The 21,662-nt window shown below is 72.9% G+C and carries 18 protein-coding genes, 1 tRNA gene and 1 pseudogene; 8 read left to right on the top strand and 12 right to left on the bottom strand.

Annotated elements, in window-relative coordinates; all coding sequences use genetic code 11:
* Positions 1-105: 105 nt before the first annotated feature.
* The gene (locus tag ACPYO6_RS11295) at positions 106-453 is read left to right on the top strand and encodes a YtxH domain-containing protein (RefSeq protein WP_425714969.1); all 348 of its coding nucleotides are present in this window, start codon (positions 106-108) and stop codon (positions 451-453) included.
* Positions 454-668: 215 nt separating this feature from the next.
* Here ACPYO6_RS11295 and ACPYO6_RS11300 read toward each other — a convergent pair whose 3' ends face one another.
* The 4 genes from ACPYO6_RS11300 to ACPYO6_RS11315 all read right to left on the bottom strand — a co-directional run bounded on the left by ACPYO6_RS11300 (position 669) and on the right by ACPYO6_RS11315 (position 4,444).
* Entirely contained in the window at positions 669-1,364 is a 696-nt protein-coding gene (locus ACPYO6_RS11300; RefSeq protein WP_425714970.1) for a DNA alkylation repair protein, read from the bottom strand.
* Positions 1,365-1,632: 268 nt separating this feature from the next.
* Complete coding sequence (locus ACPYO6_RS11305; RefSeq protein WP_425714971.1) at positions 1,633-1,881, bottom strand: hypothetical protein; 249 nt, start codon at positions 1,879-1,881, stop codon at positions 1,633-1,635.
* Between the two features lie 479 nt (positions 1,882-2,360).
* Entirely contained in the window at positions 2,361-3,149 is a 789-nt protein-coding gene (locus ACPYO6_RS11310) for a response regulator (protein ID WP_425714972.1), read from the bottom strand.
* Positions 3,146-4,444, bottom strand: a complete 1,299-nt coding sequence (locus tag ACPYO6_RS11315; protein WP_425714973.1) for a sensor histidine kinase — start codon at positions 4,442-4,444, stop codon at positions 3,146-3,148. The genes ACPYO6_RS11310 and ACPYO6_RS11315 overlap by 4 nt, the downstream gene beginning before the upstream one ends.
* Positions 4,445-4,546: 102 nt before the next feature.
* Here ACPYO6_RS11315 and ACPYO6_RS11320 point away from each other — a divergent pair, with 102 nt between their 5' ends.
* A complete protein-coding gene (locus ACPYO6_RS11320; protein ID WP_425714974.1) occupies positions 4,547-5,419 on the top strand; it encodes a GAP family protein in 873 nt (290 codons plus the stop codon).
* A gap of 12 nt (positions 5,420-5,431) precedes the next feature.
* On the opposite strand, the gene ACPYO6_RS11325 is transcribed toward ACPYO6_RS11320, so the two are convergent.
* Together ACPYO6_RS11325 and ACPYO6_RS11330 are read right to left on the bottom strand one after the other, a co-directional pair.
* The gene (locus ACPYO6_RS11325; RefSeq protein ID WP_425714975.1) at positions 5,432-6,331 is read right to left on the bottom strand and encodes a hypothetical protein; all 900 of its coding nucleotides are present in this window, start codon (positions 6,329-6,331) and stop codon (positions 5,432-5,434) included.
* A 213-nt stretch (positions 6,332-6,544) separates the two neighbouring features.
* On the bottom strand, positions 6,545-7,147 hold the full coding sequence (locus ACPYO6_RS11330; protein ID WP_425714976.1) for a helix-turn-helix domain-containing protein: 603 nt from the start codon (positions 7,145-7,147) through the stop codon (positions 6,545-6,547).
* A gap of 113 nt (positions 7,148-7,260) precedes the next feature.
* Between ACPYO6_RS11330 and ACPYO6_RS11335 the strand changes: the two genes are divergently transcribed.
* On the top strand, positions 7,261-8,295 hold the full coding sequence (locus tag ACPYO6_RS11335; protein WP_425714977.1) for an NAD(P)/FAD-dependent oxidoreductase: 1,035 nt from the start codon (positions 7,261-7,263) through the stop codon (positions 8,293-8,295).
* A 177-nt stretch (positions 8,296-8,472) separates the two neighbouring features.
* Positions 8,473-8,880 (top strand): annotated as a pseudogene (locus tag ACPYO6_RS11340) (DUF6157 family protein).
* Between the two features lie 46 nt (positions 8,881-8,926).
* Here the strand turns inward: ACPYO6_RS11340 and ACPYO6_RS11345 are convergent.
* From ACPYO6_RS11345 to ACPYO6_RS11360, 4 genes are all read right to left on the bottom strand, one after another.
* On the bottom strand, positions 8,927-9,556 hold the full coding sequence (locus tag ACPYO6_RS11345) for an arginase family protein (protein ID WP_425714978.1): 630 nt from the start codon (positions 9,554-9,556) through the stop codon (positions 8,927-8,929).
* A gap of 16 nt (positions 9,557-9,572) precedes the next feature.
* Positions 9,573-11,318, bottom strand: coding sequence for a pyruvate dehydrogenase (locus tag ACPYO6_RS11350; RefSeq protein WP_425714979.1), 1,746 nt, complete (start codon positions 11,316-11,318; stop codon positions 9,573-9,575).
* Between the two features lie 122 nt (positions 11,319-11,440).
* Positions 11,441-12,271: an HAD hydrolase family protein gene (locus tag ACPYO6_RS11355; RefSeq protein ID WP_425714980.1), complete on the bottom strand. Its 831-nt coding sequence runs from the start codon at positions 12,269-12,271 to the stop codon at positions 11,441-11,443.
* 84 nt (positions 12,272-12,355) lie between these two features.
* Entirely contained in the window at positions 12,356-15,985 is a 3,630-nt protein-coding gene (locus tag ACPYO6_RS11360) for an efflux RND transporter permease subunit (protein ID WP_425714981.1), read from the bottom strand.
* Between the two features lie 178 nt (positions 15,986-16,163).
* Between ACPYO6_RS11360 and orn the strand changes: the two genes are divergently transcribed.
* Positions 16,164-16,823, top strand: coding sequence for an oligoribonuclease (orn, locus tag ACPYO6_RS11365; RefSeq protein WP_425714982.1), 660 nt, complete (start codon positions 16,164-16,166; stop codon positions 16,821-16,823).
* 152 nt (positions 16,824-16,975) lie between these two features.
* On the opposite strand, the gene ACPYO6_RS11370 is transcribed toward orn, so the two are convergent.
* Entirely contained in the window at positions 16,976-18,154 is a 1,179-nt protein-coding gene (locus tag ACPYO6_RS11370) for an epoxide hydrolase family protein (protein WP_425714983.1), read from the bottom strand.
* 172 nt (positions 18,155-18,326) lie between these two features.
* On the opposite strand from ACPYO6_RS11370, the gene ACPYO6_RS11375 reads away from it, so the two are divergent.
* The 3 genes from ACPYO6_RS11375 (at position 18,327) to ACPYO6_RS11385 (ending at position 20,440) form a co-directional block, all read left to right on the top strand.
* A tRNA-His gene (locus ACPYO6_RS11375) sits at positions 18,327-18,402 on the top strand.
* A gap of 165 nt (positions 18,403-18,567) precedes the next feature.
* Positions 18,568-19,035, top strand: coding sequence for an SRPBCC family protein (locus tag ACPYO6_RS11380; RefSeq protein WP_425714984.1), 468 nt, complete (start codon positions 18,568-18,570; stop codon positions 19,033-19,035).
* A gap of 229 nt (positions 19,036-19,264) precedes the next feature.
* Positions 19,265-20,440, top strand: a complete 1,176-nt coding sequence (locus ACPYO6_RS11385) for an AI-2E family transporter (protein WP_425714985.1) — start codon at positions 19,265-19,267, stop codon at positions 20,438-20,440.
* Between the two features lie 12 nt (positions 20,441-20,452).
* On the opposite strand, the gene ACPYO6_RS11390 is transcribed toward ACPYO6_RS11385, so the two are convergent.
* Positions 20,453-21,613, bottom strand: coding sequence for a Gfo/Idh/MocA family protein (locus ACPYO6_RS11390; RefSeq protein WP_425714986.1), 1,161 nt, complete (start codon positions 21,611-21,613; stop codon positions 20,453-20,455).
* Between the last annotated feature and the right edge of the window lie 49 nt (positions 21,614-21,662).

Raw genomic sequence — 21,662 nt, forward strand, 5'->3', positions numbered from 1 at the left:
TGCGGGCACCGCACACGATCGCCCGTCGCGTCAGCCATCGTCGCGCGCCAGGCCGCCGATCCCCCTAGGCTCGTACCCGTTCCCGAGTCATGAGGAGGCAGTCAGATGAGCAAGGTGTCATTCCTGGTCGGACTGGGCGTGGGGTTCGTGCTCGGCGCACGCGCCGGCCGCGGTCAGTACGAGAAGATGAAGCGCCAGGCCACGCAGATCTGGGAGAACCCCAAGGTCGCGGAGGTGCGCGAGCAGGCGGCCGAGAAGGCCGAGGAGCTCGCGAAGCAGGCGCCGGGTGCTGCCGCCTCCGCCGCACGCACCGCGAAGGACAAGGTGGGTGAGGCCGTCGAGGAGCGTCGCGAGCGCTCCGCCACCGACGACGCAGCACCCGAGAGCACCGGGCCGTCGCCCGCGGTCGACGCCGGGATCAAGGACGCGCCGAACCGCGCCGACACCGCCTGAGGCAGTCAGCACCGATACACGCACGACGACGCCGGGCTCCCGCGAGGAGGCCCGGCGTCGTCGTCCGTCCGGAGGCCCGTTCCTGGCTCATGACGCGGCCCGCAACCGCACTCTCGGCACACGGGACACACGCGTGACACACGCGGGGCACACGCGCAACGCCGACGAACCGCAATCTCGACGCGCACCAACCGCAATCTCGACGAAGAAGAGCGTCAGGCGCCTGACCGGCGGACCATCTCGTTGATCCAGTCGGGCGCGTAGGGCGAGGTGCAGTTCGGCGGCGTCGGGTAGTCCTTGAGGACCTCGAGCCGCTCCCCGATGAGAAGCGCCCGCGGGCGCAGGTCAGGGTGCTCGATCCCGATGTGGGCGAGGCAGGTGTTCATCGACCACTGGAGCCGCTCGGGGGCGTCCTTCATCCGGGCGTCGATGACGTCGAGCAGCCCGTCGAGGTCGAGCCCCGCCGGCGACTTCCGGATCCGGACCGAGGTGAGGTCCCAGCCGGCGCTCTCGACCACCGGGTCGGGGTCGGTCAGCCAGCTCACCCGCAGGTCCTCGGCGTGCGGGCTCTTGCCGACCACGTAGCTGACCAGCCAGTCCTGGACCTTCGGGGCGCGGGCGTCGCGCAGCATCGCGTCCAGCTCGGCGCGCTCGAACGCCTTCGGCCGGCACACGAGCAGTGCGAGCAGTCGGGCGGCGGTGTCCTCGGTCGCCCAAAGGTCCGTCGCGAGCTCGTGCCGGGTCTTCAGCCGCTTGGCGATCGCGCGGAGCTTCGTCAGGTTGACGCCGTGGTCGTCGCCGCGGCGCTCGTTGACGGCCCGCATCCGCGGATCCTCGAGCGCTCGCAGCTCGGCGAGCAGGCTCTCGACGCCCTCCTCGGGCGCGGTGGTCGGCGTGGTCGCGGTCGCCATCACGGCTCCTCTCCTGGGTCCTCGCCCCAGTATGCGCGCAGGCCCGCCCCAGTCACGGTGGGTGCGAGTCACCGTGCCCGGGGCGGGCCTGCGGGGATCCGTGCGACGTCGGGCACCCGACGTCGCACAATGGCGACGAACCGCAATCTCGACGAGGAGGATCCGGTCGGGCGCCCGGGCGGCCGCGTCGACCGCGCCGGACGATCCCCGACGACGAGCTGCGTCGTCGCCGTGGGTCGCCGTCCGGCACGCCGGACCGCGACCCTGCTCAGCGGGCGTCGGCCCGCGCGAGGACGTAGCTCGTCGACGCGGCCTGCGCCCCGCGGTGCGTCCGGTCGGCCGAGATGCGGTCCCCGACCTCGTCGCGGACGATCGCTGACAGGGTGCGCCGGGCGGCGGCCGCGACGCGAGCGCCCACGGACGGACGGGGAGTCGGCCGGGACGTCCGCGGCACGACCGTCGCGACGTGCCGACGGATCGCCTCGGGGCAGACGACGGTGGTGGTTGCTGTGCTCATGATTCTCCAACCCGAGCGGCGCGCATGAGCGCGCCGAGGTGCATGCCCGCCCCTGCGGGCGGAGGAGATGGGCACGACGTCGAACCGCGCGGCTGCGCGGATGGTGATCGTCGTCGCCTCGTTCGCGGTCGCTCGTGGGCGACCGGGGCCGTTCAGCGGTGTCGGCTAGGCGAGGCGGAGAGCCCCGCCGTGCGCCGACGCCGGACCAGTGCCGGTGGCATTCATCTGATCCTCCTTCGCGTCGTGCGGACTGACGGGTGGTGAGACCGCCGGGATCGTCCCGGTCGGTCTCACAGGGACAACTTCACCAGGCCGTGCACGCGATGTCAGGTCTTTTTCCCGACGACGGCCTCCCGTCCGCCGTTCGTCCCATTCGACCACCGAGCACCGACATCGAGAGCGCGAGGTTCCCTCGGCGGGGGCTGCGTCCCGGCCGGCCCGGACGAGGGGCGGTCCGGCGGTCCGGACGGCCCCGGCGATCAGGCCAGGCCGGCCTCGCGGGCGACGATTGCCGCCTGCATCCGCGAGGCGACCCCGAGCTTGGCGAGCACCCGTGAGACGTGGGTCTTCACCGTCGCCTCCGCGATGAACAGCTCGGCGGCGATGGCCGCGTTCGACAGCCCCCGCCCCAGGGCGGCAAGTACCTCGCGCTCGCGGTCCGTGAGGTCGACGCCGATGCCGCCGGGACGACCCGGACCGCTCGCACCAGGGGGCCCGCCTGCTGCAGCTGAACCTGAGCCGTCGTCGACCGCGCCACCGGCGGCGCCGCCGGCCGCCGCACCGCCGACCACCCCGAGACCACCGCCGCCCACTCCGGCACCGAGCCCTCCCCCGCCCTCGCCCCGCAACCCCGGTCCGACGAACGCCGCGAGCACCCGGCGCGTGACCTCGGGGGCGACGACGCCGTCACCGGCCGCGACGGTCCGGACGGCGTCGATGAGAGCCTCGGGCTCCGCGGTCTTGAGGAGGAACCCGGCCGCGCCGGCGCGCAGGGCGCCGAACACCACCTCGTCGACGTCGAAGGTCGTCAGCACGAGCACCTGGGCGAGGTCCTCGCCGACGATCGTGCGCGTCGCCTCCACCCCGTCGACGCCGGGCATCCGGACGTCCATGACGACGACGTCGGGCCGCAGCGAGCGGGCGTTGAGGATCGCGGCGCGACCGTCGGCGGCCTCCCCCACCACCTCGACGTCGTCGGCGGCGTCGAGCAGGAGGCGCAGTCCCCCGCGGATCGCGGCGTGGTCGTCGGCGAGCAGCACCCGGATCATGCGGTTGCCTCCGTCACGGCGTCGTCCCCGGCGGCTTGCCCCGGTAGCTCGGGGACTCCCGTCGTTCCCGCCGGATCGGTCGGCAGATCGGCGCGGACCTGCCACACCCCGTCACGGACCCCGGCGTCGAACGTGCCGCCCATCGCCTCGGTGCGCTCGCGCATCGAGAGCAGCCCGATCCCGGGGGACGGCGTCGCAAGATCGACGTCGGCCGCGCGGGGGTCGCGGAGCTCGTTGGTCACCACGAGGGACAGTGTGCCGCCGGTGCGTTCGAGCTCGAGGTGCGCGTCGCCGGCGCCGTGCCGCAGCGCGTTCGTCAGCGCCTCCTGGACGATGCGCAGGGCCGACTGCGCGACCGGCGTCGGAGCCGTGACCGCGACGCTCCCGTCCGGGGCGAGCACGTGCGGGTCGACGGTGAGGGCGAGCCCCGCGTCCCGGGTCCGCTCGACGAGCGCCGGGAGCTCGTCAAGTCCCGCGGGCGACGCCCACGGCTCGTCGGACCCGGAGCGCAGGAGCCCCACCATCGTCCGCATCTCCTCCAGAGAGGCCACCGCCTCGCGCCGCACCGCGGTCAGTGCCGCCCGGTCGCGCTCCCCGTCGGGCGGTACCGCGAGCGCGGCCCCGGAGTGGATGGCGATCGCGGACAGGTGGGAGGAGATGACGTCGTGCAGGTCGCGGGCCATCGACGTCCGCTCCTCCCGGACGGCGTCGGCCCGCTCCCGCTCGGCGGCCAGGGCCACGGCGTCGGCACGCTCCGCCTCGAGCCGCGCCTTCTGCGCGGAGACCTCGGCGAGCTCGTGCCCGCGCCGCACCTCGGTCGCCCACCAGATCGGCATGACGCCCAGTCCGGCGACCTGGAGCACGGTCGAGATCCACACGCGCGAATCGCTCTCACCGATCGCAGTGCCGACGCCGGCGAGCACCGCCACCACCCCGACACCGACGAGCAACCCGATCCGCATCCGCCGCGACCCGACGAGCGCCGCATGGTGGATGAGCTCCCAGATGACGAGCAGCATCGCCACGCTTCCACCGAGCGCGAGGTCGACGAGGAGCAGCAGCGTCCCGACGACGAGCGACCCGCCCGCGTGGAGGCTGCGCAGTGCGACGACGGCGCTGCCCGCGACCAGTGTGACGACGAACCACCACGGCGAGATCGACCCGGCGTCGGCCCCGTAGACCGACGGCAGGTTCGTCAGCGGGTAGAGCCCGAGCCCGAGCGTGAGGAGCCCGATGCCGACGACGAAGCCGGCGGCACGCACGTCCTTGGTCCGGTCCGGGGTCACGGGGTCCATCCCAGCACGCCCGCCTTGTCGAGAAGGTCCGTCGAAGGATGTACCCGTTCGTCGCTCCGTTCGACGGACGCGCACGCGAGGGCCACCCCGGAGACTGGCGTCATGGACTTCCTCGGATCCTTCTCGGACGGCGCGATGTCGCAGCCGGCGCTCGCCGGTGTGCTGGCCGTGCTCGCGCTCATCGACTCGACGAGCTTCGGCACCCTGCTCATCCCGGTGTGGCTCATGCTCGCCCCCGGCCGCCTGCGCCCGGGGCGCGTGCTGGTCTTCCTCGGGACCGTCGCCGGGTTCTACCTCGCGGTCGGGATCGCCGTCATGCTCGGCGCCGACGCCTTCCTCGGCGCCTTCGGAGACCTGCTGTCCGGCCGGCCAGCAGCGATCCTCATGATGGTGGTGGGCATCGGCCTGGTCCTCCTCAGCTTCGCCCTCGACTCCCCTGCCGCCAAGCGCCGGGCAGCCGAGCAGGCCGAGCACGGTGGCGGTCGGATCGGCCGGTGGCGCGAGCGCGCCATGGGGGTCGAGTCCGACGACAACGCTGCGCGGGGCGGTGGCGTGGGCAGTGCCGTGAACGGTCGGCTCAGCACCGGGTCCGTGTCATGGTCCGAGTCGGCCCTTCCCACCTCGACGACGACGCGCGGGCGCGGATCGGTCGGCGCGCTCATGGGCCTGGCCCTCGCGGCAGCGGCCATCGAGGTGGCCTCGATGCTCCCCTACCTCGCGGGTATCGGTCTCATCTCCACCCAGGGGCCGGGCTGGCCGACATCGGTGCTGTGGCTGGCCGCCTACTGCCTCGTGATGATCACGCCGGCGCTCGTCCTGCTCACGGGCCGGCTCGTCGCCGCTCGTCAGCTCGACGGACCGCTGCGCAGGCTCGACAGCTGGCTCACGCGCAACGCGGCGTCGACCACCGCGTGGGTCGTCGGCATCGTCGGCGTGGTCCTCGCGCTCAACGGGCTCCAGCAGTTCCAGGGCTGAGCGGCGCCCCACCTACTGGACCGGCTCCCAGCTGCCGCAGCGGTTCGAGCTGAAGGCGACGTCGGAGGCGGCGATGGTGACGATCGACCCCGGGTTGCTCGTGAAGTCGTTGGCGATGATGTCCGACAGCTCGCCCGACGTGCCGGCGAGGCGCTCCCAGTAGCACCCGTCACCGGTGCCGGTCGACCGGTACGTTCCCGGGGCGATGTCGGTCCCGACCAGGTGGGTGCCCGCACCGAACGAGGCGGAGTCGATCTCCTCCTCCACGGCGCCGACGGCGACCTCGCGCTCGCCGACCTCGGTCTCGCGCTCGCCGATGTCCGTCTCACGTTCGGAGATCTCGGTCTCACGGGTGTCGAGGCCACTCTCGCGCTCGTCCAGGCCCACCTCACGCTCGTCGAGGCCGGCCTCGCGCTCGTCGTGCCCAGCCGTCGCGTTGTCGAGGTCGGTGAGCGCCTGGTCGCGCTCCGCGGTGACGTCGGTGACCTGCTGCTGCGCGGACGCGAGGTCGCCCTCGGTGGTGCCGAGCGTCGTCAGTGCCTCGTCCCGCTCGGACTCGGCGGTGGTGAGCCGGCCCTCGAGGCCGGCGTACTCCTCCGATGCGGTCGGGTCGGCGGTCATCCGTCCGCCGAGGAAGCCGGCGACCAGGGCGAGCGCCGCCACGAGGGTGGCGAGGGCGACGATCCGGGCGCGGCCGCCGCGGCGCGCCGGGGAGGTCGCAAAGGGCGCGTCGTCGGCCGGGTCTTGCTCGGTGGCGGTGGCGGTGGCGGTGGCGCAGCCGTACGCCGGGGCGTCGGCGTGGCCCTGACCGGCGTCGGGCGCGTAGGTCGGCGTGTACACGGGGGCGTAGGTGTCGGCGACGTCGCCGTTCGTCGAGGACGGCGGCACGCCGTCGGGGAAGGTGTCAGGCACGGGGGCTCCCTGGCTGATTCGGGTGGGGGGACGACGCGTCCGGGGGAACGCGTCGATGCCAAGGTATGGACCATCACCGACATCGAGAGCAGTTGACGAATCGACGCGCCCCCTGCCCAGCACTCTCGACAGGAAGCCGGACGCTCCGAACCGCAATCTCGAGGAGAGCTGCGCAGCCAGTCTTCGCGCTGAGCCGCACTCTCGACCAACTGGTCAGTCCTGAGGCGCACTCTCGACAGAAGGGGCGGCGCGGAGGTGCGCCCGCTCCCCCTGCTTGCCGATGAGGCTGAGGTACTCGACAGGTCCGTCCGGGGTGGCGCCGAACCAGTGCGGGGTGCGGGTGTCGAACTCGGCCGCCTCGCCCGGCCCGAGGATCATGTCCTGCTCACCGAGCACGAGGCGCAGCCGGCCGTCGAGGACGTAGACCCAGTCGAACCCCTCGTGCGTGCGCGGCTGCGGGACCTCTCCCGGCCGGCCGGCGGGCCGGACGAACTTGTAGGCCTGGATCCCGCCGGGACGGCGCGAGAGCGGCAGGACCACCGCGCCGTGGTCCCCGGCAAGGGGACGCATGTTGATGCGCGGGTCGCCGGTCGGCGGGGCGTCGACGAGCTCGTCGAGCGTCACGCCGTGCACCCGGGCGAGCGGAAGCAGCTGCTCGAGGGTGGGCCGGCGCAGGCCGGACTCGAGGCGGGACAGGGTGCTCGCGGAGATCCCGGTCCGCTCGGCGAGCTCCGCCAGCGTGACGTCGCCACGCTGCCGGAGGCGGCGCAGCCGCGGCCCGACGGCGTCGAGCGTGTGGTCGAGGTCGGGTGCCATGCCCCCAGTTTGCCATTCGGCAACTCTGCTTGCCATACGGGAAATGGCCGCGCAGGCTCGTCAGCACACCGACTCCCGGGGCGAGCGCCCCGCCGACGCATGTGAGGACCACCATGACCACGCCCGACCGCACCACTTCGCCCACGACGACGACCACCACCCCGTCCGATCCCGCCACGAACGACGACACCCTCCCGACGACGAACGACTCCCCCTCCCCCGAGACCTACGACGCCGTCGTGGTGGGCGGTGGTGCGGCCGGGCTCAGCGGCGCACTCATGCTCGCTCGCTCGCGGCGTCGCGTGCTCGTCCTCGACGGCGGCGAGCCCCGCAACGCCCCGGCCGACGCCGTCCACGCACTCATCGCCCTCGACGGCACACCGCCCCTCGAGCTGCTCGCCCGCGGGCGGGCCGACGTCGAGCGGTACGGGGGCGAGATCCGGCCCGCGAAGGTCCGGGACGCCCGGCAGGACGGCGACCTGTTCGTCGTCACCACCGAGGACGGCTCGACGGTCCGCGCCCGCAGGCTGCTCCTCGCCACCGGGGTGCTCGACGAGCTGCCCGAGCTGCCGGGCCTGCGGGAGGGCTGGGGTTCCGACGTCGTGCACTGCCCGTTCTGCCACGGCTGGGAGGTCCGCGACCGCGTCATCGGCGTGCTGGGCTCCCGTCCGATGGCCGTCCACCAGGCGTTGATGTTCCGCCAGCTCTCCGAGCGGGTCCGGCTGTTCGCGTGGGACCTCGAGCTCGCCGCGACCGACCGCGAGCGACTCGCCGCCCGCGGGGTCGAGATCGTCACGGGCACGCCCGATGGCATCGTGCGTGAGGGCGGCCGGGTGTCGGGCGTACGGATGGATGACGGGCGAGTCCTCGAGGTCGGGGCGGTGACGGTCCAGACCGTGCTCCAGCCGCGCCTCGAGCCGTTCGCGGCGCTCGGCCTCGAGGTCGCCGAGAACGTCATGGGCACCGCGGTCGCAGCCACCCCGACCGGCGCGACGAACGTCCCCGGCGTATGGGTGGCCGGGAACCTCGCGGACGTGTCGATGCAGGTCGGTGCCGCTGCCGCGCAGGGGGCGCTGGCCGGGGGCCACATCAACGGGGACCTCGTCATGGCCGACGCCGACCTGGCGGTCGCAGCGGCCGCCGCCTGACGGTCGCGCGCCTCGAGGCGGGTCGGGCGGGGCCGCCGGGCCGCCGCGGCCTGCCCGGGGCCGCCTCCCAACCGCAATCTCGGTGAGAAGGTCCTGATCTCGCCACGGATGTCGGCGGCCCTCGCTAGCCTCCGACCACACGGCCCCGCCCCGGGCCCGACGGACGGACGGCACCCCATGGCGACGCACTCGACCGACTACCGCGACACGCTGATCACCCCGGCCCCCGACACCCGGGCGACGCACCCGACGGAGCCGCCGACCGGGAAGGGCACGGTCGCGGAGCTGCAGTACGAGCGGCTCGCACCGACCGACTACGCCCTCACCAGCGACGAGCTGCTCCTCGACGTCCACATGGTCCGCCGCGGGATCCCCGCGACGGACGTCGACCGGGCGCGGGAGGAGTTCTTCTCGAAGGGGCAGCCGTGCCTGCGCGCCTCGCCGCTGACGAAGACCTACGGCTGAGCCGTGCACTTCGACGCCGAGGGGCGCATCGCGCTCGTCGAGCCCGGCTCCGACCGCTACGACGAGCTCGTGGCCGACGAGTCGGTGACGAAGCGACCGGCGATGCGGTCCTCGCGGTGAGGCGACGACGGCCGGGAGGAAACTCGCGTGCGTCGGTACGCGTCCCTCAGGCGAGTGCTCGGACGGTGGTCCCGACGAGTTCGACGAGGTGGGCGGCGTCGTCGCCGGCCGGATCCTGGTCCGGGTCGTAGATCGCCATGCTCAGGCCGAGGCAGCCGCCCTCCGCCACGGCCGCCGTCATCGCTACGGCAAGCTGGCCGAGGTCCAGGCCGTCGGGCTCGTCGGGGTAGTCGGGCAGGCCCTGCGCCGGGACGACTGTCGGGTCGAGGACGTCGACGTCGACGTGGAGCCACCACCCGTTCGTCCGCTCCCGCAGGTGGCGAGCGGCGTCACGGGCTGCACCACCGGGATCGGCACGCATCGACGTGAGATCCCGCGACCATACGCCGAGGTCGGCGAGGCTGCCGACGTTGAACCGCCGCCGCCAGTCGGCGTCCCGCTGCCCCAGCAGGCACAGCGAGTCGGTGTCGAGGGCCGGGAGCGGGACCCCGAGCCCGTCGCGCAGCGTTCGCCCGGTCAGCCCCAGGAGAAGGCCGACCTCGCAGTTGGCTGCCTCCCCGTCCTCGACGACGTCGAGCGGCATCGTGTCCTCGTGGCCGTCGAGCAGCAGGAGCCCGGGTGCCCTCCACGTCTCCGCCAGGCCCCCGACGACGCCGATCAGCTCGATCGTCGTCATGATCCACTCGTCCCGGCTACGGCCGCGGGATGTTGCGCAGGTTCGAGCGCGCCATCGACACGACCTCGCCGGCGCCCTTGGTGAAGACGATCTTGCTCATCGCGGTGGCGAACCCGAAGACCTGCTCGCCGGTGATCGACGGCGGCAGCGAGAGCGCGTTGGGGTCGGTGACGATGTCGAGCAGCGCCGGACCGGGGTGGGCGAGCACCTCGGCGATGCCCGCCTCGAGCTCCTTCGGGTCGGCCACCCGCACGGCGTGCCAGCCCATCGCCTCGGCGATCGCGGCGTAGTTCGTCGCGGGCACGTCCACGCCGTGGTCCGGCAGCTTGTCCACGAGCATCTCGAGCTTGACCATGCCGAGCGTCGAGTTGTTGAAGAGCATGACCTTGACCGGCAGCTCGCACTGGACGGCGGTGAGCATGTCGCCCATGAGCATCGACAGACCGCCGTCCCCGCTGAACGCGACCACCTGGCGGTCCCGGTCGGCCACCTGGGCGCCGAGCGCGTGCGGGAGGGCGTTCGCCATCGACCCGTGCAGGAACGAGCCGATGACACGGCGCCGGCCGTTGGGGGTGACGTAGCGGGCCTGCCACACGTTGCACATGCCGGTGTCCGCGGTGAACACGGCGTCGTCGGCGGCCGCCTGGTCGATGAGCGAGGCCGCGTACTCCGGGTGGATCGGCACGAGGTCCTCGGCATTGCGCGTGTAGGCGCCGACGGTCGAGTCCATCAGCTTCTCGTGCCGCTTGAGGGTCTTCTTCAGGTAGGAGCGCGAGCGCTTCGCCGCCACGCGGTCGAGCAGTCCGCGCAGGAACGGGCCCACGTCGGCGTGGACGGGGAGGTCGACGCCGGTGCGCCGTCCGATCACCTCGGCCCGGCGGTCGACCTGGATCGTCGTCGGCCCGTCGGGCAGGAACTGGTCGTAGGGGAAGTCGGTCCCGAGCAGGAGCAGCAGGTCGGCGTCGTCCATGCCCTCCGCGGCTGCGCCGTACCCGAGCAGACCGGTCATGCCGACGTCGAAGGGGTTGTCGTGCTGCACCCACTCCTTGCCGCGCAGCGAGTGGCCCACGGGCGCGCCGATCCTGTCCGCGAGATCGATCAGCTCGTCGTGCGAGCCCCGCACCCCGGCGCCGGCGAAGATCGCGACCCGCTTGGCGTCGTCGATCGCCTCGGCCGCGGCGTCGAGCGCCGACTGCGCGGGCTCGAGCGTGCCGCGCACGGTCGGCACGTAGGCGGGTGCGTCCGCGGTGGCCTCCTCGTCCGCGACGTCGCCGGGCAGGGTGACGACGGCGACGCCGGGGGCGGCGAGCGCGTGCGTGATCGCGGAGTGCACGATCCGCGGCGACTGGGTGGGCGTGCTGACGAGCTCGCTGTAGACGGAGCACTCCGTGAAGAGTCGGTCGGGGTGGGTCTCCTGGAAGAACTCCTGGCCGATCTGCGGTGTGGGGATGTGGCTGGCGATCGCGAGGACGGGCGCGCCGGACCGGTTGGCGTCGTACAGGCCGTTGATGAGGTGGAGGTTGCCGGGACCGCACGATCCCGCGCACACCGCGAGCTCACCGGAGATCTGGGCGTCCGCGGCGGCAGCGAAGGCCGCTGCCTCCTCGTGGCGGACATGGATCCAGTCGATGCCGCCCTCGGCGCTTCCGACGGTGCGGCGGACGGCGTCGACGACGGGGTTGAGGCTGTCACCGACAATCCCGTAGATGCGCCGCACCCCCACGGCCTGCAGCTGGGCGACGATCTGGTCGGCGAGCTTCACGGGGCAGTCCTCCTCGGGCCCGTGGGCACCCCGACTCCGGCCGCCGGGCCACGGGTCGTTCGTCGTCCCGCCAGGCTACGGCCCGGGCGCACGCCTCGCGCGTCGGGGCGACGCGGGCGCGGTCAGAGCAGGCCGAGCTCGGCGAACGCGCGGGTCAGGCCCTCGCGCTCGGGGCCCGGCGCCGTCCGGTCGGCGGCGGCCAGGACACGCGGGTCGGACCCCTCGATGGCCACGCCGATGCCGGCCTCGCGCAACATCTCGAGGTCGTTCATCCCGTCGCCGAAGGCGATCGAGTCGGCCACGTCGGCACCGAGGTGCGCGAGCGCGGCCCGCATGCCGACCGCCTTGTGCATACCGGCGAGGTAGAGCTCGCCGGACGAGGGGTGCAGGCCGGGCACGGAGGCCTCGAGGGACAGGACGGCCTCGCCGGCCTCGCGGGCGAGCTGGTCGTTCGGGACCCCCGACTCGACGACGACGGCCTTGGCGAAGGGGCGGCCCCTGAGGTCGTCGACGACGGACATGCCGGCGAGGATGTCGGACGGACCGGAGTGCCTCGAGCCGTCGACGGAGGCCTCGTGGCCGGCGACCGCCGCGCTGATGACCTGCTCCGCGTGCCGGTTTCCCAGGAGCGCCCCAGGCGTCTCGAGCACGAAGGTCACGTCGTAGGACTCGAGCACGTCGATGAGCCGGTCGCCGAGCTCGACCGGGAACCGCTCGTCGGCGACGACCTCGCCGTCGACCTCGACGTACGCCCCGGCCGTGGCGACGTACCCGTCGAAACCTGCGGCGGAGATGCGCTCGGGGAGCATGATCCGGGGTCGCCCCGTGCACAGCAGCACCCGGTGGCCGGCCGCACGGACGGCCTGCACAGCCCGCACGTGGCCCGGGGGTACCTCGCCCTGGTGGGCGTAGGTGCCGTCGACGTCGAGGAACACGATCTTGCTGTCGGTCATGGTCCGATTCTCCCCCGGCGGGCCGTCGACGGCACAGCCGTCCGCCGGTCGGCGGCCTCCCCCGACGGCCGGCCGACGCGACCCTCAGTCGGCGGCGTGCTTGCCGCCGCCGGAGTCGTCACCCTCGTTCAGGACGTGGGCGTCGTCCGGCGGTGCCGCCGCGTGGGCCCCGGAGGTGGAACCGTCGGACGGCTTCCGCCCCTCGCCGGCCCGGGCACCTGACGCGGGGGCCGATCCAGCGTCCGCACCAGCCGCGCCCGCACCAGCCTCGGCCTCGCCGGCGCCGGCATGCACGAGCACGGGGGCGTCGTCGTCGCCGACCCGCTCCTCCTCGCGGACCCGGGCCGCTCCCCCCCCGGCGCGCAGCCGCTCGAGCTCGGCGCGGGGCGCAGCGGCGTCCTCGCCGCGCTCCTCGCGCGCCGCCACGACCTTCTCCAGCCGAGCGATCTCCTTCTCCCGTGCCCGCCGCTCGCCGCGCCCCTCGGTCAGCTCGTAGAGCACCGGGACGAGCAGCAGCGTGAGGATCGTCGAGGTGATGAGGCCGCCGATGACGACGATCGCGAGCGGCTGCGAGATGAAGGCACCGCCGCCCGTGATGCCGAACGCCATCGGGATGAGCGCCATGATCGTCGCGGCCGAGGTCATGAGGATCGGGCGCAGGCGGTGCCGCCCGCCCTCGACGACCGCCTCGCGCAGGTCCATTCCGGCCGTGCGGTACTGGTTGATGAGGTCGATGAGGACGATCGCGTTCGTCACGACGACGCCGACGAGCATGAGCGCACCGACGAGGGCCGCGACCCCGAGCGGCGTGTCCGTCAGCCACAGACCGAGGATCGCGCCGGTGGCGGCGAACGGGATCGACACGAGCAGCACGAGCGGCTGCACGAGCGAGCGGAACGTCGCCACCATGACGAGGTAGACGAGCGCCACGGCGAGCCCGAGCGCGAGGAAGAGGTTGCCGAAGGCGTCCTCCTGCTCGGCGCTGACGCCGCCGATCTCGACGCTGACGCCCTCGGGCTCGTCGACCGAGTCGAGCGCCGTGGCGAGCTCGGCGTTGACCGTCTGCAGGTCGGCGATCTCGGTCGCCGCGGTGATCGACGCCGAGCGGAGTCCGTCCTGGCGGGTGATCGAGGCCTGCTGGCGCTCCTCAGCGACGTCGGCGACGTCGTCGAGCACGAGCGGCGCCTCCGGCGACCCGCCGAGCGGCAGGGCGCTCAGCTCGTCGACGGTGGCCGGCGCCTCCCCGGAGAACAGGACGATCGGGAGGGTGCCGTCCTCGGTGTCGACGTCGCCGGCCGGGAGGCCGTTGATCGCCGCGTAGGCGATGCCGCCGACGGCGGACTCGGTGAGGCCGAGCGAGGCCGCGGCGGGCCGGTCGACGGCGACCTGGATGAAGGGCAGGTCCGAGGCGAGCGAGCTCTCGACGTCGCGCAGCCCGTCGATCCCGGCGATCGCCGCCTCGACCTCCTCGGCGGTTGCGGCGACGTCCTCGCCGTCGGCCCCGGAGACGATGACCTCGACCCCGGAGGAGAACCCGCCGGCCGAGCCGGGCGCCACGGTGATGGTGCCGGCGTCCTCGCCGAGGGCCTCGAGCCGCTCGCGGACGTCGTCCTCGACGGCACCCGCGTCGGCGTCGACGTCGAGCGTCACCGAGAAGGTGACGTCCTGCGCCATGCCGAAGGCCGCCATCGCGGGATCGGCCGACCCGACCGTGACCTGGTAGCTCTCGACCTCCTCGACGTCGGCGAGCACGTCCTCGACCTGCTGGGCGGCGGCGTCCTGGGCCTCGAGCGTGACGCCCGTGGGCAGGTCCTGGGTGACCGAGATCGCGTTCTCGCCCGTGTCGCCGATGAAGTCGGTGGGCAGGCGAGTCGCACCGAACACGGTGGCCGCCATGAGGACGACGGCGCCGCCGATGGTGAGCCAGCGGTGCCCGAGGACGCCGCGCAACGAGGAGACGTAGCCGCGCTGCAGGATGCTCCTGCGCTCCTTCTCCTCCGCCTCGACGCGGGCGGTGGCGGCGCGCTCGGGGTCGACGGGCGTGCGGAGGAACCAGTAGGCGAGCACCGGGACGATCGTCAGGGCGACGAGCAGGGACGCGCCCAGTGCGAGGGCCACGGTGAACGCGAAGGGGCGCAGGAGCTCGCCGACCATGCCGCCGACGAGGCCGAGCGGGACGAACACGGCGGCGGTGGCGACGGTCGCGGACGTGACGGCGCCGGCCACCTCCTTGACGCCCGTGAGCACGGACTGCCGCTTCGACGTCCCGTAGGACTGATGCCGGGCGATGTTCTCAATGACGACGATCGAGTCGTCGACCACGCGGCCGATCGAGATCGTCAGCGCCGCCAGCGTGAACATGTTGAGCGAGTAGTCGGCTACCTTGAGCGCGAGCAGCGCGACGAGCAGCGAGAGCGGGATCGAGATCGCCGTGACGGTGGTCGCGCGGATCGAGCGCAGGAACAGCAGGATGACGAGGACGGCGAACGCGAGGCCGAGCACGCCCTCGACGGCGAGGTCCTCGATGGACTGCTGGATGAAGACGGCCTGGTCGAACGCGACGACGAGCTCGCCGCCGTCGCCGAGGGAGCCCTCGAGCTCGGGCATGAGCTCGCGGATCTGCTCCGAGATCTCGACCGTGTTGCCGTCGGGCGTGGCCGTGATCGCCAGCCCGATGCTCGCGACCCCGTCGGTGCGGGTGAGCGACGTGGCGGGCACGTCCTCGACGGCGACGTCCGCGACGTCGTCGATCGTCACGACCTCGTCCGGGGCGGGTGCCTGGGGCGCCTGCTCGGCGCCGTCACCGGCGGTCGGTGCCTGCCCCGGGTCGGTGGGCGCCTGCCCCGGGTCGGTGGGCGCCTGCCCCGGGTCGGTGGGCGCCTGCCCCGGGTCGGTCGGTGCCTGCCCCGGGTCGGCGGGTGCCTGGCCCCCGTCGGCAGGGGCGTCCCCGCCCGCGGCGCCGCCCGACGACGAGTCGGCGACGAGCGGGAGCCCCGCGATCTCCTCGGGAGACGTGAGGCGGCCACCGGCCTGGATCGTCAGCTCGCTGCCGTCGGACTCGATGGTGCCGGCGGGGGTGACCACGCCGTTCTCGTCGAGCGAGCTCGTGATGGAGTCGAGCGTGAGGCCCTCGGCGGCGAGCGCCTCGGGGTCGACGTCGATGGCGACGCGCTGCTCGGTGATGCCGGAGAGCTGGACCTGGCGGACGCCGTCGACCCGGGAGAGCTCGGGGACGAGCACCTCCTCGACGCGCTGCTGGAGCTCGGCGACGTCGGCGCCGCCCGTGGCGGCGAGCTGGATGACCGGGAGGTCGTCGACGGAGCCGGCGATGACCTGGGTCTCGGCGTCCTCGGGGAGCTGCTGCTCGACCCGGCCGAGGGCCACCTGGAGCTCCTGCTGCGCGGTGAGAATGTCGGTGCCGTACTCGAGCTCGAGCATGACCGCCGAGACGCTGGGACCGGACTGGGACGTGGTGCCCTCGAGTCCGGGGACACCACGCGCCGCCTCCTCGACCACGCCCGTCACCTGGTCCTCGACGATCTCCGGGGAGGCGCCGGGCATGGTCGTCACGGCGGCGACGATCGGCAGCTCGAGGTCCGGGATGAGCTCCTGCCGCAGGGAGGTCGTGGCCCACAGGCCGGCGAGCACGGCGATGATCGTGGACAGGGCCACGAGCGCGCGATTGGACAGCGAGAAGCGGGCGAGGTTCGCCACGGGCGTGCTCCGGGAGGTCGTCGGGGAGGGGATCGCGCCGGACCACCGGCCGCGCCGTCGCTGAGTCTAGACACCGCGTCTCGTCTGGTGGCATCAGCCGAAGGATTGACGGTGTGGTCGTCGGTGTGACGTACGCCGGGACCGCGCCGCCGCCGTCGTCCGCGCCTACGATTCCCTGGTGACTGCTGCTTCCCGCGCCAAGGACCCCATCGTCTGGATCGACTGCGAGATGACGGGCCTCGACGCCGAGCGCGACTCGCTCGTCGAGGTCGCCGTCGTCGTCACCGACTCCGAGCTGACGCCGCTCGACGCCGGGCTCGACCTCGTCATCCGGCCGCGCCCCGGCACGGTGGAGACGATGGACGAGGTGGTCGTCGAGATGCACAAGGCCTCCGGCCTCATCACCGAGCTGGACGACGGCCTCGAGATGGCCGACGCCGCGGAGCAGGTCCTCGCCTACGTCAAGCGGTTCGTGCCGGAGAAGCGCCGCGCCCCGCTCGCCGGCAACTCGGTGGGGACCGACCGCGTGTTCCTCGCGCGGGACATGCCCGAGCTGGTCGAGCACCTGCACTACCGGATCATCGACGTCTCCTCGATCAAGGAGCTCGCCCGCCGCTGGTACCCGCGGGCCTACTTCCAGTCGCCGCAGAAGAACGGCGGCCACCGCGCGCTCGCCGACATCCTCGAGTCGATCGACGAGCTGCGGTACTACCGCGCGGTCCTGTGGCCCGAGGGCGAGGGGCCGACGACCTCCGAGGCGCGCGCCGCCGCCAAGGCCGTCTCCGACCACCCGACGAGCGCCGCGATCACCGAGCTCGCGAAGCCGTCGGACGCGTAACCACGCCCGACGACGAGACCCTCTGACCCGGTGCCCCGGACCGCTCCAGCCACCTCCGCCACCGACCCGAGCCGACGCCGACCAGCGCCACCCCTGACCGGCGCCCCCACCGGCGGTGGCGCACCGTCCCCACGGCCCACCGCCGGCCGGGTTCAGTCCAGGTGCCCGATCGAGGCGCGGATGTCGGCCGCGACGAGCTCGGGCTGCTCCCAGGCCGCGAAGTGCCCACCCCGCTCGGCCTCGGTCCAGCTCACGACCCGGTCGACCTGCTCGACGAGCCGGCGCACGGGCCGGCCGATGTCGTCCGGCATGACGAGGATCGCCGTCGGCACGGTCGAGGGCTGCAGCGGCTCCGCCCAGTCGGGCAGCCCGTACTTGTAGTACCGGGCGGAGGAGCCGGCGGTCCGGAAGAACCAGTAGATCGAGACCACGGTGAGCATCTCGTCGCGGTCGAGCACCTGGTCCGGGTCGCCCTCGGCGGACGACCAGTCCTTGAACCGCTCGACGATCCACGACATCTGCGCGACCGGCGAGTCCGTCAGCGCGTAGGAGATCGACTGCGGCCGGGTCGACTGCAGCATCGCGTAGGCGCCGATGTCGTACATGTACCGGTACCCGTCGGCCACGGCGGCCGCCTCCGCGGGCACCGACATGTCCGCGGTCTCCTCGGTCAGCTCCTCGCCGCCGAGCGGGCCGGTGGAGTGGATGCCGGCGACGTGCTCGGGGTGGCGCAGCCCAAGGTCGCGGACGACCCCGGCGCCCGTGTCGTAGCCGTGGGCCAGGTAGCGCTCGTAGCCGAGCCGGTCCATGAGCGTGGCGAACGCGTCGGCCACCCGGGTGAGCGTCCACCCGACGACGGGGCCCGAGACACCGAAGCCGGGGATCGTCGGGGCGACGACGTCGAAGGCCTGGCCGCCGTCCGCGGGCTCGGTGAGCAGCGGGATCATCGACAGGAAGTCCGTCGGTCCGCTCGGCCAGCCGTGCACGAGCAGGAGCGGCTTCGCGTCGGGGCGGGGCGAACGGACGTGGACGAAGTGGACGTCGTGGCCGTCGATCGCGGTCGTGAACTGCGGGACGGCGTTGAGGCGGTCCTCCTGCGCCCGCCAGTCGAAGGTCTCCCGCCAGTAGGTCGCGAGGTCCTTCGCAAAAGCGAGCGGGAGACCGTCGGACCAGCCGGCCTCCGGGTTCTCGTCCGGCCAGCGCGTGTCCGCCAGGCGACGGTGGAGGTCCTCGATCGTGTCCTGGGGGACGGCGAGGGTGAAGGGACGGACGGTCTCGTCGGCGCGGGTGTCGGTCTGGGTGTCGGTGGTTCGCGTACCGCTGGTATCCATGACCGGGACGCTACGGACCCACCCGGACAGGGCGTGACCTTTTTTCTGCGCGACCTCTCGGGGACGTCGCGCCACCCCCCGCGGACGTGAGCGAGCGCACCGCACACACGGCGCCGACGCCCTCGGGCCTCGGATAGCATGGTGCGTCGCTACCGCCGGTCGGTGGCGCATGGTGGCTATAGCTCAGTTGGTAGAGCGCCTCGTTGTGGTCGAGGAGGTCGCGGGTTCAAGCCCCGTTAGCCACCCCAGGGAGTCAGGTTCGGGCCCCGGCCGAGGCAGCTCGGTCGGGGCCCGCCCCCTTCCGGCCCCGGACCCGGGCCCCGCCGGACCGTCCGTGTCGCCCCGCTCACACGTCTCCGGCCGACGCGCCGATCCACCATGCGCGCCGACGCCGGAGGGGGCAGAGTGGAGGGATGAGCACCGAGCAGACGTCCCTGTCCGTCTCCCGCACGATCGACGCCCCGGCGAAGGCCATCTTCGACGTCCTCACCCTCCCCTCCCGTCACTCCGAGTTCGACGGCTCGGGGATGGTCCGGTCCGACGACTACGCCGACCGGATCCAGCAGGTGGGCGACACGTTCGTCATGAACATGCACGCCGAGTCGCAGGGCGGCGACTACCAGATGCGCAACCACGTCACGGCGTACGCCGAGAACGTCATGGTCGGCTGGCAGCCGAACAGCCCCGACGCCGACGGCCCCGGGGGCTGGGAGTGGCTGTACGAGCTGAAGTCCCAGGGCTCGGACTCGACCGAGGTCACCCTCACGTACGACTGGTCGAAGGTGGAGGACCCGAAGCTCGCGTCGGTCTTCCCCGCGATCCCCGCCGAGAGCCTCGAGGAGTCCCTCAACCTGCTCGCCGCCGCCGTCTCGGACGCGTGAGGTGGGCGTACCCCGCAGGCGATCGCGCAGGAGCGTCAGGCGCGAGGCCGGCCGCACGGCCCTCTCCCGAGGATCGACCCCGCACGACGCCGACACCCGCACCTCGGCCGCCCACGCGGTGACCGCCGCCGGAACAGTGCCGGAGGGCACGGACGCGGGTGGTTCGACGTCGGGCCGTGCCGGTTTTCTCGCCGGATACCCACGCACCCGGGTGGTCATCCTCGCCTCGGTGACCATCGTCCTGGTCGGCCTGGCCGTCCAGACGATCAACCAGGCCGGCGCGCTGCTCAGCTCGATCCTCATCCCGACCGCGGTGGCGATCCTGCTCACGGGGCTGCTCATGCCGCTCCAGGTGCTGCTCAACCACCGGCTGCGCCTGCCGCGCCTGGCCGCCGCGGCACTGACGATCCTCATCACCCTCGCCTTCCTCACCGGGGTCGGCGCGCTCGTCGGAACCCAGATCTCCGAGGGGATCGGTGAGGTCGGGGAGCTCGCGTCCCTGCAGGTGCAGGACATCGTCAACGCGATCGCCAGCTCGCCCCTGCCCGTCGACGCCGCCCAGGTGCAGTCGGCCATGGACCAGGCGGGCACCTGGCTGCAGGAGAACTCCTCCCAAATCGCCACGTCGGCCGTCGGCATCGGGACCGGCGCGGCGGGTGTCGTCGTCGGGGCCGTGCTCTGCCTCGTCGCCACGTTCTTCTTCCTCGCCGAGGGCGACCGCCTCGGCACGTGGGCGATCATGCGCCTGCCCCGCCAGTGGCACGAGCGGGCCTACGAGGCGGCGCGCCGCGGCTGGGTGACCATCGGGACGTACACGAAGACGCAGGCGCTCGTCGCCGCCGTCGACGCGGTCGGTATCGGCATCGGTGCGGCGATCCTCGGGGTCCCGTTCGTCATCCCCCTCACCGTGCTGACCTTCGTGCTGTGCTTCATCCCGGTCGTCGGTGCGTTCGTCTCCGGCGCGCTGTTCGTGCTCGTCGCCCTGGGCTCCCAGGGCCTGACGGCGGCGATCATCATGCTCGTCATCGTCGTGGGCGTCCAGCAGCTCGAGTCGAACTTCCTCCAGCCGGTCCTCATGGGCCGGGCCGTCGACGTCCACCCGATCGTCGTCCTCCTCGGCGTGGCGACGGGCTCGTACATCATGGGCATCGTCGGCGCCCTCTTCGCGGTCCCCGCGATCGCCGCCGTCAACACGATCGCGAGCTACCTCGGCGGCCGGGACCCGTTCCCCGGACTGGCGCACGGCGGGAGCGCGCTCACCGACCCACCGCGCAGGCTCCTGCCCGAGGTCGACGCCGAGCGGATCCCGAAGCAGCTGGGGTCGGTGTCCCCCGCCTGGGTCGACGAGCGCAACGCCCGGCGGGACGAGAAGATCCGGCAGGTGCGCAAGGACCGGGCCGACTGACCGACCCGGTCGCTACAGCCGCACCCGCCGGTCCGTGGCGGCCGACTCGTACGCGGCGTAGATCGCCTGCATCGAGGAGTACGCGAGCTCGATGTCCGCCTGCGGAGTCCCACCGTGGACGACGCAGTCGACGAAGTCCTGCATCTCGCCGACGTAGCCGCGGGCCAGCAGCTCGTCGAGCAGCACGTACTGCCAGCCGGCCTTGTGGTCGAGCTTCTCGGTGACGTACACGTCCTCCACCGAGGCCGGGTCCGCGTGGAAGAGACGCATCGAGTCGTTCTGGCTGATCTGGCACAGGTGGACGCTGTCCGTGGTGAAGACCTGGACGGTGTTGCGGACCCCGCCGACGATCACGTCGCTCGCCGTCACCACGCCCCGGGTGCCGTCGTCGAAGGCGAGGACGACGTTCGCGACGTCCTCGACGTCGGCGGGCCGGGCGTGGAGGAAGCGCCGCCGCTCGTCCGGGAGCGTGGGCGTGATCGCCGTCGTGTCCGCGAGGACCGACTCGACGGCCACGCTGCGACCCGCCGCCCGTGCCTCGACCTGCTTGAGGTAGAGCATCGCCGACAGCGGGTGGCAGCCCTGCCGGATCAGTGCCCCGCCGCCCGAGTGGCGCCAGTGGCGCGCGTACTCGGAGTGCGAGCCGTTGTGGGACTCCTCGCCGAGCATCATCGTGATGCGCGACCCGGAGCGCTCGAGCACCTCACGGCTCTTCTGGATCGACGGCGCGTAGACGTAGTTCTCCGCGTACCCGAAGACCCGGTCACCCCGGACCACGACCTCCCGCAGCCGGTCCATCTCGGCCGTCACCGACTCGACCATCCGACGACGATCCACTCCGTCCGCGCCCTCGGCCGGCACGTCGAAGAACCCGGTCAGCGGCTTCTCGCAGATGACGTGCTTGCCTGCCTCGAGCACCGCGATCGCCATCTCGACGTGCAGCGACGGCGGGGTGCAGATGTCGACGACGTCCACGGCGTCGTCGGCCAGCAGCTCGTCGAGGTCCTCGTAGACCGCGTCGATCCCGTGCCGCTCCGCGAACGCCGCGCGCCGCGTGGGCGGCGCGGCTACCGCGACGACCCGGACGTCGTGGCCCGCGACCCGGCGGAACGCCTCGACGTGCAGGTCGGCCACGAATCCCGCGCCGACCATCCCGATTCCGACCGTCTCCATGTCGAGCCGTCCTTTCCTGTGGTGGTGAATCGCGGGCCCGGCCGAGGGT

This window comes from Georgenia sp. Z1344 (genome assembly GCF_049856295.1).
In the GTDB taxonomy this organism is placed as follows: Bacteria; Actinomycetota; Actinomycetes; order Actinomycetales; family Actinomycetaceae; genus JB111.

Excerpts from the sequence above, each read along its gene's own strand:
- ACPYO6_RS11310 (WP_425714972.1), bottom strand. The coding sequence starts at position 3,149 with ATGATCCGGGTGCTGCTCGCCGACGACCACGCCGCGATCCGCGGGGGA.
- ACPYO6_RS11330 (WP_425714976.1), bottom strand. The coding sequence starts at position 7,147 with ATGGCACCCGACCTCGACCACACGCTCGACGCCGTCGGGCCGCGGCTG.
- ACPYO6_RS11380 (WP_425714984.1), top strand. The coding sequence starts at position 18,568 with ATGAGCACCGAGCAGACGTCCCTGTCCGTCTCCCGCACGATCGACGCC.
- ACPYO6_RS11300 (WP_425714970.1), bottom strand. The coding sequence starts at position 1,364 with ATGGCGACCGCGACCACGCCGACCACCGCGCCCGAGGAGGGCGTCGAG.
- ACPYO6_RS11295 (WP_425714969.1), top strand. The coding sequence starts at position 106 with ATGAGCAAGGTGTCATTCCTGGTCGGACTGGGCGTGGGGTTCGTGCTC.
- ACPYO6_RS11345 (WP_425714978.1), bottom strand. The coding sequence starts at position 9,556 with ATGACGACGATCGAGCTGATCGGCGTCGTCGGGGGCCTGGCGGAGACG.
- ACPYO6_RS11355 (WP_425714980.1), bottom strand. The coding sequence starts at position 12,271 with ATGACCGACAGCAAGATCGTGTTCCTCGACGTCGACGGCACCTACGCC.
- ACPYO6_RS11370 (WP_425714983.1), bottom strand. The coding sequence starts at position 18,154 with ATGGATACCAGCGGTACGCGAACCACCGACACCCAGACCGACACCCGC.
- ACPYO6_RS11315 (WP_425714973.1), bottom strand. The coding sequence starts at position 4,444 with ATGGACCCCGTGACCCCGGACCGGACCAAGGACGTGCGTGCCGCCGGC.
- ACPYO6_RS11320 (WP_425714974.1), top strand. The coding sequence starts at position 4,547 with ATGGACTTCCTCGGATCCTTCTCGGACGGCGCGATGTCGCAGCCGGCG.
- ACPYO6_RS11305 (WP_425714971.1), bottom strand. The coding sequence starts at position 1,881 with ATGAGCACAGCAACCACCACCGTCGTCTGCCCCGAGGCGATCCGTCGG.
- ACPYO6_RS11335 (WP_425714977.1), top strand. The coding sequence starts at position 7,261 with ATGACCACGCCCGACCGCACCACTTCGCCCACGACGACGACCACCACC.
- ACPYO6_RS11390 (WP_425714986.1), bottom strand. The coding sequence starts at position 21,613 with ATGGAGACGGTCGGAATCGGGATGGTCGGCGCGGGATTCGTGGCCGAC.